We start from the raw sequence: 13,370 nt of genomic DNA, 5'->3' as shown, positions 1-13,370 counted from the left end.
GAGCCGAGCCCGGATCACCTTATGAAACGCTTTCTCTGTGGATGATAATAACAGTTTGCCAATGACGTCAGCCTAATGGCGCAGACTGAGACCATCCGCATCGAAAAGATGCATCTTTTCCGGCCTGGCCGTGAAGCGCATCACATCGCCCCGGCTGACCGAAAGGATGCCCGGAAGCTTGGCGATGATCGGCTCGTCCTTTGTCAGCCCCTCGATGTAGAGAAGCGTGACTTCACCGAGCGCCTCTACGATGCCGATCTTGCCTTCGAACAGGCAGGGATCGCCGTCCGTCGCCAGCGCCAGATCCTCCGGCCGCACGCCGAAGCTGACCTGTTTGCCCTGCTGCGAAGCGTCGGTCGGGATATCCAGCGTCACCGACTTGCCGCCGGCAAGCTCGACCACCGTTTGCGCGCCTGCCGTGGTGACTTTTGCCGGGATGACGTTCATCGCCGGTGAGCCGATGAAGCGGGCAACGAACAGATTGTCCGGCCGCTCGTAAAGCTCCAGTGGCGGGCCGACCTGTTCTATTCGTCCGGCAGAGAGCACGACGATGCGGTCCGCCAGCGTCATCGCCTCGACCTGGTCGTGGGTGACGTAGATCATCGTCGTGTCCGGCATGGACTCTTTCAGTCTGGCGATCTCGATGCGGGTGGCGACACGCAAGGCGGCATCGAGGTTGGAGAGCGGCTCGTCAAACAGAAACACTTTTGGATCGCGGCAGATGGCGCGGCCGATGGCGACGCGCTGCCGCTGGCCACCGGAGAGCGCCTTGGGCAGACGCTCCAGATATTGGGTCAGCTGGAGGATTTCGGCCGCCGCTTTCACACGGCGATCCACCTCCTCCTTGCTTTCCCTGGCGATGCGCATGCCAAACGCCATGTTGTCGTAGACGGTCATATGCGGATAAAGCGCATAGGACTGGAACACCATGGCGATGCCGCGCCGCGACGGCGGCACTTCGTTGACGACATGACCGTCGATCGACATCTCACCGCCGGTAATGTCTTCAAGCCCGGCGATCATGCGCAGCAGTGTCGATTTTCCGCAGCCGGAAGGGCCGACGAAAACCACGAACTCACCCTGCTCGATCTCCAGATCGATGCCGTGCAGAACCTGCACCTGGCCATAGGATTTCTTGATATCCTTGAGGATTACCCCGGTCATGCGCATCCCTCCCCTTTTTTATCAGCCAAGCCTTGCGAAATAAGCGCCCCAGGCCGGCAGTTCGACGTTTCTGTTATCGACCGTGCTGTAAAAGCCGTGGCCCTCCAGCTTCTGCCAGTCGCCCTGCGGCAGCGGAATGCTTTGGCCATCCGGCCCCATGTTGAACACGCAGAGCAGCGTTTCGTTGCCAAAACTCCGCTCATAGATCAGGGTCGTGCCTTCCGCCGTCAGGAAACGGATCTCGCCCTTGGAAAAAGCCGGATGCTGTTTGCGGAAGGTGATGAAGCGGCGGTACTGTTCCAGCACGGAATCCGGATCGCCATATTGCGCGCTGACGGCGCGGATCTGGTGCTCGACCGGGATCGGTAGCCATGTCTTTTCCGCCGTCGAGAAACCCGCCTGCAGCGCCTGCGCATCCCAGACCATCGGTGTGCGGCAACCGTCGCGGCCCTTGAATTCCGGCCAGAACTGAATGCCGTAAGGGTCCTGCAGATCGGCATAGGCGATATCGGCTTCGGTCAGGCCCAGCTCTTCGCCCTGATAGATGCAGACCGAACCACGCTGGGTGAAGAGAAGTGCCGCCAGCATCTTGGCAAAGGCATCGCGGTCGAGAACGTCGGCGCCCCAGCGGCTGACATGGCGCACCACATCATGGTTGGAGAAAGCCCAGCAGGCCCAGCCTTCCGGTGCGGCAGCGGAAAAGGCGTTCTGCACTTCGCCGACGCGGGCGGCTGTCGGATAATCCGGCGCCAGGAATTCGAAGGCGTAACACATCTGCATCTTGTCGTCGCCGGACGTGTACTGGCCGACGATTTCCAGACCATACTGGCTGTCGCCGACTTCGCCGACGGCGGCAATCGCCGGGAACTCATCGAGCACTGCGCGAAAACGCTTCAGGAATTCGAGGTTTTCCGGGCGGTTCTTGTCGTAGAGGTGTTCCTGGAAATTGTAGGGGTTCACCGCCGGTGCGGTGGAGGCATTGCGGCGCGAGGGATCGAGCGCCGGGTTGTTGCGCAGTTCCTTGTCGTGGAAGTAAAAATTGATCGTGTCGAGGCGGAAGCCATCGACGCCGCGCTGCAGCCAGAAGCGGGTGACATCCAGCAGCGCATCCTGAACCTCCGGATTGTGCAGGTTCAAATCCGGCTGCGAGGTGAGGAAATTGTGCATGTAATATTGCATGCGGGTCGGGTCCCAGTGCCATGCGGACCCGCCGAAGATGGACAGCCAGTTGTTGGGCGGCGAACCGTCCGGCTTGGCATCGGCCCAGACATACCAGTCGGCCTTGGGGTTGAAGCGCGACGAGCGGCTTTCGATGAACCATGCGTGCTGATCCGACGAGTGCGACATGACGAGATCGATCATGACGCGGATTTTCAGGCGGTGCGCCTCGGCAATCAGCGCATCGAAATCCGACAGCGAACCGAACATCGGGTCGATATCGACATAGTTGGAAACGTCGTAGCCAAAGTCCTTCATCGGCGACGGGAAGAAGGGCGAAATCCAGATCGCATCGGCACCCAGAGCCGCGATATGCGGCAGGCGCGCGGTGATGCCCTTCAGGTCGCCGATGCCATCACCGTTACTGTCCTGATAGGAACGCGGATAGATCTGGTAGATGACCGCACCACGCCACCAGTCCTTGTCGAGCGGCGTTTCGGTCATCTGCGTTACATTGCTCATTCGAAAATCCTGTAGATAGAAATGCTGTCTGGGTGTGATGGTGTGAAAGGCGTCAGCCGCCCTTCACCGAACCGGCGAGAAGTCCCCGCACGAGGTAACGCTGCAGGGCAAAAAAGACGAGAATCGGGACGATGATGGTAATGAAGGCGGAGGCCGTGAGGATTTCCCACTTTCCGCCCATGGAGCCCAGAAGCGCATTGAGCGCACCTGTGAGCACCAGCTGATCCTTGCCGGTACCGAGGAAAACCATGGCGACCAGCAGGTCGTTCCATGTCCACAGGAACTGGAAGATCGAGAAGGAGGCGAGCGCCGGGAAGGACAAAGGCAGCACGATCTTCACGAAGATTTCAAAATCGCTGGCGCCATCGACGCGGGCGGATTCGATGATTTCCTTGGGCAGGCCGGCGATATAGTTGCGCAACAGATAGATGGCGAGCGGCATGCCAAAGGCGGAATGCGCCAGCCAGATGCCGACATAGGAGCGCGCATTGATGCCGAAGAAGGCGCCGATATCGTTATAGAGCGTCAGAAGCGGGATCAGCGCCATCTGCAGCGGCACGACGATGAGGCCGACGACGACGGCGATCAGCAGCGCCCGACCCGGAAAATGCATCCATGACAATGCATAGGCCGCGAAAGCCGCGATCAGGATCGGGATGACGGTGGCGGGAATGGCGACGGTCAGTGAATTGACGAAGGCTTGGCCGATGCCGGCCGAGGTCAGCACGTCGCGATAGTTCTGCCAGGTGAATTCCGGCGCGGTGGCGAGCGAGACATAAACGCGCTTCGGGCGCTTGTCGTCGAAGGCGGCACCCTTGCTGTAGACGTAGGAGCCGTCCTGATTGATCTGCAGGGTTTCGCCATCGCCGATATCGGCGGCTTTGCCGATCTCGAAGGCGGACGGATCCTGTACACGCACGCCAAAAGCGCTGACGGTGCCGGTGGCATTACCCTCGAAGATGGAGCCGGCAATGACGAAGCGGCCGCCCTCCTCCTTTTGCGTGGAAGGATCGGCCAGCCGCACGGCTTCCATCTGGGTGGAACCGTTGAAGGCCGTCCACCAGCCGGTGGCGGTGATCTGCTCCTTGTCGCGCACCGAGGTGACGAGAATACCGAGCGTCGGGATCAGCCACAGGATGACGATGGCGAGCACCGACAGATGCAGGAAAAGCCGCGGCAGGCCCATGCGGCGCAGGCGCGTGCCGATGGAAGAGGATGCGGCGGAAGAGACGGTTGCAGTTGCGGCCATGTCAGTGTCCCTCCGCATCGCGATGTGCCTGCCTGATGTTCCAGATCATGATCGGCGTCACCGCCAGCATGATGACCAGCGCGATGACCGCACTTCGGCCGCTGTCACCGCCACCCCGGAACATCCAGTCGAACATCAGGTTGGCGAGCACCATCGTGTTCCATTGACCATTGGTCATGGTCAGCACGATATCGAAGACCTTCAGGACCAGAATGGTGATCGTCGTCCAGACGACGGCGATCGTGCCCCAGATCTGCGGCACCATGATCTTCCAGAAGATCTGCCAGCCATTGGCGCCGTCGATGACGGCCGCCTCGATGGTTTCTTCCGGAATGCCACGAAGGGCTGCCGACAGGATGACCATGGCAAAGCCGGTCTGGATCCAGATGAGGATGATCATCAGAAAGAAGCTGTTCCAGAAGGGCAGCGAGATCCAGATCTGCGGATCGCCGCCGACGGCCTTCACGATGGCGTTGAGCAGACCGATCTGCGTTTCGTTGCCGCCACGGAATTCGTAGATGAACTTCCAGATCACTGAAGCGCCAACAAACGAGATCGCCATCGGCATGAAAACGATGCTCTTGGCGATATTGCCCCACCAGATGCGGTCGGTGAGAACCGCGATTACGAGGCCGAAAAAGGTGCAGGCGGCCGGCACGACGGCCAGCCAGAGGATGTTGTTGAAGATCGACTGGCGGAACTGCTGGTCGAAAAACGCCCAGCGGTAATTGGCGAAACCGACGTAATAGTCGCCGGAACGATCATAGAAGGAGAGGATGAAGGTCGCGATCACCGGATAGATGAGATAGACGCCGAGCAGGATCAGCGCGGGGCCTAAAAACAGCCACGGGCGGATGGTGGCGCGGCGGTTGAGATTGATCGAGGCCTGCCGGACATTCCCCTCCGGCACCGGCAGTGCCAGCGACAGAAGCTTGTCGGACAGCCAGTAATACAGCGCACAGGCGAACACGCCGGCGACCATGACACCGATGGCCGATACGATCTGCGAGATCATTGTTACCCTCCCCTTTGTGCCGTTCTCGTGCGGCTTTCCCCCTCACCCGCCTCCGCTTCGCTCGGCGACCTCTCCCCGCTGGGGAGAGGATGACCGGCACGGCTGCGGCTTCATATCTTCTCCCCAGCGGGGAGAAGGTGGCCCGAAGGGCCGGATGAGGGGGTGTTCACACGTTTCGTTCGATCCTTATGCGGGCAGGCCCTACTTCAACCCATCCCACGCTTTCTGGATCTCACCCGCCGCGGTCTTGCCATCCTTGCCGCCGACATAATCGATCATGCCGGTCCAGAAGGCACCGGCACCGATCTTGCCCGGCATCTGGTCGGATGCATCGAAACGGAAGGTGGTTGCGGTGGTCAGAAGTTCGCCCTGCTTGCGCAGCACGTCATTGGCATAGGCTTCCGGCTTGACGCCCTTGTACGGTGTCAGGAACGACGCCTGTGCCATCCAGACCTCATGTGCGATCGGCGTCTTCAGGAATTCGATGAAGGCCTTTGCCGCCGGTGAATCCTTGGTGACGGCAAAAAATGTGCCGGCGCCGAGAACCGGCGTGCCGAGTTCCGGCTTGGAGGCATAGGTCGGAAGATAGAAGAAGTCGGCATCGACGCCCAGTTCCTTCTCCGGCGGGAAGAAGGACGGCACGAAGGACGCCTGATGGTGCAGGTAGCATTTCGGCGGAATGTCGAAGAGCCCCTTCGGGCTATCACGAAAATCGGTGGAGGCAACCGCTGCCACACCACCGGAGACATATTTGTCGTTCTTGGCGAACTTGCCGAATTCCTCGATGGCGCCGACCACGGCCGGATCATCGAACTTGATCTCGTTCGACACCCACTTGTCATAGGTTTCCGGCGTCTGCGTGCGCAGCATCAGGTCTTCCACCCAGTCGGTGGCCGGCCAGCCGGTGGCACCACCGGAACCGAGACCGATGCACCACGGCACGCCGCCATCCTCGACGATCTGGTCGGAGAGCTTGAACAGATCCTCCATGGTCTTAGGGACTTCGTAACCGGCTTCCTCAAAGTTTTCCGGCACATACCAGACCATCGACTTGAAATCGGCCTTGAAGGGGAAACCGAAATAGGCCTGTTTGCCGTCCTTGCCCTTGTAGGTTCCGTATTTCACCCAGTCCTCGCCGGAGCCGTAATTGGTCTTGACCCAATCCTGGGTTTCCTGACCGAGTGGTGTCAGAAAACCCTTGGCGGAGAGATCGGCCAGAAGACCGGGCTGCGGGATGATGGCGATATTGGGCGGCGAACCGGCCTGCGTATCGATGACGATCTGCTGCTCGTAGTTTTCCGAGGAGGAATATTTGCCGTTCGCGCCGGTCGCGGCGTTGAAATAGGCAAGCACGCTGTTGAACAGCACTTCGTCCTCACCGCGCCACGGGCCGAACAGGGTCAGCGACTGGCCCTTGAGATCGCCATGCGCCGCCTTGAAATCCTCAAAACTCTTCCAGTTGAATTTCGCGTCCTTGCCGGGCTCGAATTTCAGTTCCTGCGCAACCGCTCCCGTTGCCACCAGCGCCGCCAGTGCCGTTCCCATCAGATAAGACAGTTTCATCGTCAGCCTCCCGCCTTCATGCGCGGTCGCGTTGCCGCGCTTCTCCACCGCAGTACGAAACGTACCATGTGTAGAAGACATAAGGCGCTGACGGAGGAGTCAACCCCCCGTGATCTTTCAGAATTTAGGGATCGCCACTCCGAGGGCGCGACTGGCGGCGACAACCGTGTTGGCCATCAGCATGGCGATGGTCATCGGACCGACGCCACCGGGCACCGGCGTGATGGCATTTGCCACTTCCGCGCATTCGGCGAAGGCAACATCACCCACGAGACGGGTTTTACCCTCCCCTTTTTCAGGGGCCGGAATGCGGTTGATGCCGACATCGATGATCGTGGCGCCGGGCTTGACCCAATCGGCCTTGACCATTTCGCTGCGTCCAACAGCCGCAACCAGAATATCGGCATTTTTGCAGATCGAGGCGAGATCCTTGCTGCGCGAATGCGCCATCGTCACCGTGGCATTGGCGGCAAGCAGAAGCAGCGCCATCGGCTTGCCAAACAGGTTGGAGCGGCCGATGACGACAGCATTGAGACCGGAGAGGTCTTCACCCAAAATCTGCTTGACCAGAAGCATGGAGCCGGCCGGGGTGCAGGACACGAGGCCGGTTTCGAAATCGCCGGTGGCGATCTTGCCGGCATTGACGACATGCAGGCCGTCAACGTCCTTTTCCGGCGCGACGAGTTGCGTCACACGCTCACTGTCGAGATTTTTTGGCAGCGGCAGCTGCACGAGAATGCCGTGAATGGCCGGGTCGGCATTGAGTTCGGAAACCAGCGCCTCAAGCGCTTCCTGCGTGGTATCGCCGGGGAGGCTGTGCTGGATGGAGTTGAAGCCGCACTGTTTGGCCATGCGGCTCTTGGCGGCGACGTAGGTGTGGCTGGCGGCATCGTCACCAACGATGACGACGGCGAGACCGGGGCGCACGCCCTTTTCGCTTTCCAGCGTGGCGGACGCTTGCGTGACCGTGGCGATGACCTTTTCAGCCGCCAGTTTGCCGTCGATTACCGTTGCCATGCGCGCCTCGCTTCCCGAAAGTTCGTGAACATTGCCTAAGCAGAAGGCGTATGCTGGGAAATGTATCGAATGGCAAGCTTCGCGGCGGACAAACGATACACCATTCGCGACGTGAATGGATGCGTATCAGCGCTGCCCGGCGGCGCGGCGTTCGTTGAATTCGGCAACCCGTTCGCGCAGGGACATGATGTCGTGGCGAAGCTCGGCTGTCTTGCGCGCTTCCTCTTCCGTCTCGCCATCGTAGTGTGGCGCAACGCTGACGCCACCCGACATGACGGCGGCAACGAGTGGCGGAAGATGTGCTTCGGCGTCCTCTTCCCTCATGCGATTGGCCAGCAGCAGTTCGCGGACACGATCGGCCAGCGGCGTGGCACTGTTGGCGGCAACCGGATAATCGTCTTCGAAAAACTCTTGCCGCTCTTCATCGGCATAAGCATAGGCATCGGCGTCGTGAAGATAGACGCTTGCCGATAGATCCTGCGTCGCGACAGCGGCAACGACAGGAGGCGCGACACGCGCGGCATGAACGACCGGAGCCGGCTGCAACAGATCGATCTCTTCGCCGTCGAACAGGTCGTCCTCGGCTTCATCGGAGGACAAGGCATAAAGATCGTCGTCTTCCGACCTGCGCGGAATGGCGAAGGCCAGAACCACACCAAAACCAAGCCCGAGAGCGGCGCCAATGGCTGACAACATCCACATCGGCAGGCCGACGGGTTCGGCCGATGCCGCATTTGCCGGCGCAACCGTCTTGACGGAAATCGGGCCGGCCACGGCCACGGCATCGAGGCGCTGGACGCAGTCGAAATAATCCTTGCGGGCTTTGTCGGCTTTGGCCTGCAGCTCGGCAAGGGCCAGCGTTTCGGGCGAAGGCGGCGTTGCGGCAATCTTCTGTTGCCGCGCCTTCAGCTCGGCCAGTTCCCTGGTTGCAGTGGCTTCCCGCTGTTTCAGCGAGGAGGAAAGACTTTTCAGGGCGGCATCGATCTTGCTGCTCACCTCACTGAGCGCTGCCTGTGCCGCCAGAAGGCGTGGATGGCGTGGCCCGAGGCTGGCGGACAGCTGATCCACAACCAGCTTGGCATCCACATGCATCTGGCGCATCTGGTCGATGCCGGAATAATCGAAGGCCGAAGACAGGGATTTGGCCAACACATCGGCGAGCGATGTCGCGGAGACGGTCTTGAGGTCATCGCGAAGCTGCGTGACGGTCGTTTCCAGCGTTGCGATGTCCTGCTCAAGAGTAAGACGCTCTTCCTCGTGCCGGTCCCCGCCGTTGGCAAGCGCCTGCGATACGGCGGCCTCGGCATCCTGCATGCTGCGCTCGAGCTGCGCCGTCCGGTTGCGGGCCGAACTCACCGCGGCGCCCGCAAGTTCGCGCTGATAGGTTTCGGCAACGGCGCGGGCAATGCGTGTCGACTTTCTCGCATCCGTGGTTTCGACGGAAATGACGATACGGTTGCCGCTTGCGTCCGGCGTTGCGGTAAAGGCGGCGGAAAGATGCTCTCGTAGCTTGGCATCGGCGGCAGAGGCCGTCATCGCCTTGCCGGTCAAGATGTCGGACACGACGCCGAGCGCACTCGGGGCGGCGACTGCAAATTCCTCATCGCGACCAAGGTCCAGCCTGCGCGCCATGCCATCGAGATTGGCGGCAGAGCGCACGGCCTTGCCGGCTTCGGTAATGGCGCGCTGCTTTTCCGTCTTCGACAGGCCGGCGGCATCGACACCGATGGTCGTTTCGACAGCGTATTTTCGGGTGAAATCATGGCCGAGAAGCTGCGGCGCGCTGGCGCCTGCAACGACGAGTGCCGATGTGGTGAGCGCCAGCAGCAGCTTGCGTGTCTTGCCGCTGCCCGCATCGTTCAGCGGGTGCGATCGCTCGATATGTTCCGATGCAAACATGTGTGCCGAACCGCGCTTGTCTATGATTAAGACATGCTAAAGTTTTCTGGCAAACAAATCGTTAACGTCGCGCTGGGGCGCACCAAAATGGAGAAACAGGCCTACATGGCATGGATCAGGAGTTGCGATTGTCGAAGGCTGCTCCGGCCATGACAATCAGGCCATTGTGGCGCAGACCCACGGCCTTTTCGAAACGGGCCTCATCCTCGTAACCATCGGCATCGACGATCACCAGATCCGGCACGGCGCCGACAAAGCCGGCAACGGCACTGTTTTCAACGATACCGCCGCCGATATCCGCGGCCCGGACGATGGAAAACATGTGCCAGGGAGCATGTTGCGACAGATGCTGACGCGTCGCGTCAAGCCGCGCAAAGCGGCTGCCGACCAGAGCGACATGGCAACGCGGCACAAAGGTCAGCAGCGCATCCACGAACCGTGCGGCGTCGAAACTGGTTTTCAGCGGCCCACCGCCCTGCCAACGGGCCATCAATGCCAGCGTGCGGCTGGCCGGCAACAGGATGCGGTTGCCAAGAACGGCGCGGCAATCGGCGTCGATGGGAAGGCGAAGCGCGGTCTGGCCGTCGATGAAGGACAAGGTCCGCGGGTTTTGCCGCAGGTTGGAGATCAGCTCCACATAGGTGAGAGCCTCGGTCCATTCCATATCGCAGATCTGCACGCCAAACAGCTTGCGAAAACCGTCCGGATAGGCTGCGGCAGTCCACTCGCCTTTCGGTTCGAGACGCGCGAAAACACCGGAATGAGCAGGTCGGGAAATCGGAAGTGGAGCGGGTCGCATCATCGCCATTTCAGCCAGGTGGAAGCATGCGACAAGCTGTATCACGCGATGATGAAATCGCGTTTAAACGAACCATTCCAATCCGATGACAGATTTTAAGAGCTGATTAACCAGAACGCACAGGCCCTATTTCCAAGGCCTGTGCGGTTGTCTGGTCAGTGACCGCTCGCGGCGGCAGGTGCTGCGACCGGCGTGCCCTCGACGATCTTGGTCGGGGCGACCTGGTTCTTGGCCGAACGCGTGGTATTGTCGCGGATATCGTCCTTGCCGAGATAGTCGATCTGCTCGACCATCACGTCGGTAACGGTGCCGTCGCCCATTTTCTGGTTGAGGCCGTCCTTGATCTTCTGCTTGAAGGCGTCGAGCTGGAACGCCTTGGTATTGGCAAGATCGATCATCTTGTTGCCGACGAGCAGCGTATAAAGCTCGTCGGTCATCATCTCCGTCAGCGGCATCTGGGCGACGACATGCATCTTTTCCTTGTCCATCAGGAAGGAAATGCGGGTGATGAAATAGCCGTTGACCGCACCGTTGGCGAGCAGCGGCACATTGATCACTTCGCCCTTCACGACCTGCATGCTGGCAAGTCGCTGCGCCTCTTCATCCAGCGGCGGCGGCGGAGCCGCTGCCTTGACGGAGAAGTAGACGGCACCGAGCGTGACGACGCAGACCCAGAGACCGGTGAGGATGAGCTTGACCATCAGGCCTCGCTATAAAAGAACTGTTCCTGCGTATAGGTACCGTCGCCGTCTGCATCGCGCACGGCATTCTTCAAGAGATCGGCAACCGTACGCACGGCATTGAGATGGGCTTCGACGCGGCGGGCATTGACCTTGAGCTTGGCCTTCAGCGCATGCAGCTGATCGACGTGGTTGGTGGCGAGTTCCTTGGGGTCGGAGCTGCGAAACAGCATGGTCAGTTCGTAAAGGCAGCGGCTCTTGTGGGCGTTCGATACCTTGAAGTCGAACTCGGGATCGTGACCGATCCGCTGGTTTTCGTTGTCGATGATCATCTCCAGGCGGCCGAGAACCGTCTTGATGCGATAATCACTGGAAACCATTTCCATATGTTCCATTCCTGCTTTTGTCATATCAAACCTCCCCCTGCTTCATTTCTTCCGTGCTCAACGTCTTGCGCTGGAAATCTTCGATCATGCTGGTTGCGCGGGCGCGATCGTCTTCATCCGTCGTGGCGTTGAGCGCCTTCTTGGTATCCAGGCGATCAAGCGCCTGCGAATACATCTGCTCGGCAATGCCGATGCCACCCTTCTTCGACATGCTGTCGGCAATCTGTTCCGACATCATGCTCTTCCAGAACTCGCCGGCCGACCCCTTGCCGTAGACGTTTTCGCTGTCGCTCGGCATCATGGTGTTGACGAAGTTCTGCAGGATCGTCGCCTCGAACTTGCGATATTCCTCGGGCATTTCAGCCGTCTTTGCGGATTTATCGACGCGACCGAGACCGGCCTTGAAGGCCGATGTGTCTAGTGCTGCGCCAAAGCCTGCGCCGGCCTCGGCAAGGCTGTTGGCGGCAAATGCTGCCTTGTTGGCCTTAAGCTTGGCCTGCGCTGCCTGAACGTCCGTCGGGTCGGCGGCGCGAAGCACGTCAAGCACGAGGTCGCTTGGAGGAGATATAGCCACGTCAGCTCCTGAAATAAGAAAACTTGGAGCGGACTATGCCGGGTGAAGCTTGCTGCAGGCTGGCGTGGATCCAGAAAGTCGATTTTAAGCGGAAAATTCCGCAAAAACTGACAGATGCCAAATGTTTACGTCAGTAGGACTTGGTGCCGCCGGTCGCCAGAGTGATTTCCAGCAGGTCGTAGATGGCGTTGTCGTCCTTCTCCCGATCCTCCGCCTCACGGGCTTCCTTCATCTGGTCCTCCAGCCGGTCGCCCTTGGTGCGCTCCTTGATGACACGCACTTCCTGCGCCTTCTGGATATCGGTCAACTGCTTCTCGCGCACCATCAGCCTGCCGAAGCGGCCGGCGTAATTATGCGAAAACTGCATGTGGATCGGTGTCATCGAACCGATGGCCTCGATCACCTGTTCCTTGGACTGATTGACCTCGACGATCTGGCGGCCGGTGGCGGCCAGATCATTCTCGGCCATCTTTTCCATATGCCGCTGCAGATTGACGAGGCGCTTGAGCTTTTTCGATCGTGTCTGTTCGCCGCCGGCCATGTTTCACTCCTCAGAATGACGTGAAGACCGGCACGAAACCTTCGGCAAACTGCCGAACCATCGCGCCGATGGAAAGATAAAGCAGGAAAAGCCCGCCAAACAACAGGAACGGCGCCGAGATGAACGACACCGGCACCTGCGGGGCCAGCTTGTTGATCAAGCCGATGGCGATGTTGAAGATCATGCCGAACAACAGAAAGGGACCGGCCAGCCGCATCATGATCATCGTCGAGGCGCGCAGCGTATCGGTGAGCGTGATCAGCATCTTCTGCGGTTCGATGATCGCACCGACCGGCGTCACACCATAGGAATCGACCAGCGCCCGGAACATGATGTGGTGAAAATCGAGCAGGAACAACACCATCAGACCGCCGAAACTGATCAGGTTGATCAACTGGTTTTCAGGCATGTCTTCCAGCACGTCGGTGCCACCCGGTGCGTTGAAGCCGATGGACAGGCTGATGATCGTGCCGGCGAACTGCAGCCCGATGACGTAGATGCGGGCAATCAGGCCATAGATGACGCCGACAAATGCTTCCGAGACGATCAGGCCGACATAGGCCGGGCCCGGATTGGCGACGCGCGGATAGATGGTGTCCCAGAGAACCGGCATGATGGCCAGCGACACCGCGACGGCCAGCAGAAGCCTGAGCTGCGGCGGCAGACGCGCGCTGGAAAAACCGGGCATGACCATGATGCAGGCGCCCATGCGACAAAAGCACAGGAACAGCGTCAGTATGATGCCTTGCGCGTCTATCGGACCGCTGAACATGAAAACTTCCTTGAGACGGTTTTTGCGCGGC

13 protein-coding genes are annotated in these 13,370 nt (G+C 59.9%); all 13 read right to left on the bottom strand.

Translation table 11 applies throughout. The annotated features are described in order from the left end of the window. Nucleotides 1-72: 72 nt before the first annotated feature. The 13 genes from ugpC to EDF70_RS07115 all read right to left on the bottom strand — a co-directional run bounded on the left by ugpC (nucleotide 73) and on the right by EDF70_RS07115 (nucleotide 13,339). Nucleotides 73-1,164, bottom strand: a complete 1,092-nt coding sequence (gene ugpC, locus EDF70_RS07175) for a sn-glycerol-3-phosphate ABC transporter ATP-binding protein UgpC (RefSeq protein WP_132272686.1) — start codon at nucleotides 1,162-1,164, stop codon at nucleotides 73-75. 21 nt (nucleotides 1,165-1,185) lie between these two features. Beyond that, the gene (locus EDF70_RS07170) at nucleotides 1,186-2,844 is read right to left on the bottom strand and encodes an alpha-glucosidase family protein (protein ID WP_132272685.1); all 1,659 of its coding nucleotides are present in this window, start codon (nucleotides 2,842-2,844) and stop codon (nucleotides 1,186-1,188) included. 52 nt (nucleotides 2,845-2,896) lie between these two features. After that, nucleotides 2,897-4,093, bottom strand: a complete 1,197-nt coding sequence (locus tag EDF70_RS07165; protein ID WP_132272684.1) for a carbohydrate ABC transporter permease — start codon at nucleotides 4,091-4,093, stop codon at nucleotides 2,897-2,899. 1 nt (nucleotide 4,094) lies between these two features. Continuing rightward, nucleotides 4,095-5,108, bottom strand: a complete 1,014-nt coding sequence (locus EDF70_RS07160) for a sugar ABC transporter permease (protein WP_132272683.1) — start codon at nucleotides 5,106-5,108, stop codon at nucleotides 4,095-4,097. Between the two features lie 201 nt (nucleotides 5,109-5,309). Then, nucleotides 5,310-6,671 carry an ABC transporter substrate-binding protein gene (locus tag EDF70_RS07155; RefSeq protein ID WP_132272682.1) on the bottom strand — a complete coding sequence of 454 codons (1,362 nt, stop codon included), beginning with the start codon at nucleotides 6,669-6,671 and terminating at the stop codon, nucleotides 5,310-5,312. A gap of 117 nt (nucleotides 6,672-6,788) precedes the next feature. Continuing rightward, nucleotides 6,789-7,688 (bottom strand): bifunctional methylenetetrahydrofolate dehydrogenase/methenyltetrahydrofolate cyclohydrolase FolD, encoded by a 900-nt coding sequence (gene folD, locus EDF70_RS07150; RefSeq protein WP_132272681.1) that lies wholly within the window; start codon nucleotides 7,686-7,688, stop codon nucleotides 6,789-6,791. 126 nt (nucleotides 7,689-7,814) lie between these two features. Beyond that, a complete protein-coding gene (locus EDF70_RS07145; RefSeq protein WP_132272680.1) occupies nucleotides 7,815-9,587 on the bottom strand; it encodes a hypothetical protein in 1,773 nt (590 codons plus the stop codon). Between the two features lie 115 nt (nucleotides 9,588-9,702). Beyond that, nucleotides 9,703-10,389, bottom strand: coding sequence for a hypothetical protein (locus EDF70_RS07140; protein WP_132272679.1), 687 nt, complete (start codon nucleotides 10,387-10,389; stop codon nucleotides 9,703-9,705). A 152-nt stretch (nucleotides 10,390-10,541) separates the two neighbouring features. Beyond that, nucleotides 10,542-11,087: a hypothetical protein gene (locus EDF70_RS07135; protein WP_132272678.1), complete on the bottom strand. Its 546-nt coding sequence runs from the start codon at nucleotides 11,085-11,087 to the stop codon at nucleotides 10,542-10,544. Further along, entirely contained in the window at nucleotides 11,087-11,452 is a 366-nt protein-coding gene (locus tag EDF70_RS07130; RefSeq protein ID WP_132273667.1) for a hypothetical protein, read from the bottom strand. Before EDF70_RS07130 ends, EDF70_RS07135 begins: the two co-directional genes overlap by 1 nt. Before the next feature lie 25 nt (nucleotides 11,453-11,477). Then, complete coding sequence (locus EDF70_RS07125; RefSeq protein WP_132272677.1) at nucleotides 11,478-12,026, bottom strand: rod-binding protein; 549 nt, start codon at nucleotides 12,024-12,026, stop codon at nucleotides 11,478-11,480. Nucleotides 12,027-12,156: 130 nt separating this feature from the next. Continuing rightward, nucleotides 12,157-12,567 carry a hypothetical protein gene (locus EDF70_RS07120; RefSeq protein WP_132272676.1) on the bottom strand — a complete coding sequence of 137 codons (411 nt, stop codon included), beginning with the start codon at nucleotides 12,565-12,567 and terminating at the stop codon, nucleotides 12,157-12,159. 10 nt (nucleotides 12,568-12,577) lie between these two features. Then, a complete protein-coding gene (locus EDF70_RS07115; protein WP_132272675.1) occupies nucleotides 12,578-13,339 on the bottom strand; it encodes a flagellar biosynthetic protein FliR in 762 nt (253 codons plus the stop codon). Between the last annotated feature and the right edge of the window lie 31 nt (nucleotides 13,340-13,370).

The sequence above is a fragment of the Neorhizobium sp. JUb45 genome (assembly GCF_004343585.1).
GTDB lineage: Bacteria > Pseudomonadota > Alphaproteobacteria > Rhizobiales > Rhizobiaceae > Neorhizobium.
This window is presented reverse-complemented; position numbering and strand designations above follow the sequence as displayed.

Bases quoted from the DNA above. Each gene is read 5' to 3' on its own strand.
- ugpC (WP_132272686.1), bottom strand. From the start codon at position 1,164: ATGACCGGGGTAATCCTCAAGGATATCAAGAAATCCTATGGCCAGGTG.
- EDF70_RS07170 (WP_132272685.1), bottom strand. From the start codon at position 2,844: ATGAGCAATGTAACGCAGATGACCGAAACGCCGCTCGACAAGGACTGG.
- EDF70_RS07165 (WP_132272684.1), bottom strand. From the start codon at position 4,093: ATGGCCGCAACTGCAACCGTCTCTTCCGCCGCATCCTCTTCCATCGGC.
- EDF70_RS07160 (WP_132272683.1), bottom strand. From the start codon at position 5,108: ATGATCTCGCAGATCGTATCGGCCATCGGTGTCATGGTCGCCGGCGTG.
- EDF70_RS07155 (WP_132272682.1), bottom strand. From the start codon at position 6,671: ATGAAACTGTCTTATCTGATGGGAACGGCACTGGCGGCGCTGGTGGCA.
- folD (WP_132272681.1), bottom strand. From the start codon at position 7,688: ATGGCAACGGTAATCGACGGCAAACTGGCGGCTGAAAAGGTCATCGCC.
- EDF70_RS07145 (WP_132272680.1), bottom strand. From the start codon at position 9,587: ATGTTTGCATCGGAACATATCGAGCGATCGCACCCGCTGAACGATGCG.
- EDF70_RS07140 (WP_132272679.1), bottom strand. From the start codon at position 10,389: ATGATGCGACCCGCTCCACTTCCGATTTCCCGACCTGCTCATTCCGGT.
- EDF70_RS07135 (WP_132272678.1), bottom strand. From the start codon at position 11,087: ATGGTCAAGCTCATCCTCACCGGTCTCTGGGTCTGCGTCGTCACGCTC.
- EDF70_RS07130 (WP_132273667.1), bottom strand. From the start codon at position 11,452: ATGGAAATGGTTTCCAGTGATTATCGCATCAAGACGGTTCTCGGCCGC.
- EDF70_RS07120 (WP_132272676.1), bottom strand. From the start codon at position 12,567: ATGGCCGGCGGCGAACAGACACGATCGAAAAAGCTCAAGCGCCTCGTC.
- EDF70_RS07115 (WP_132272675.1), bottom strand. From the start codon at position 13,339: ATGTTCAGCGGTCCGATAGACGCGCAAGGCATCATACTGACGCTGTTC.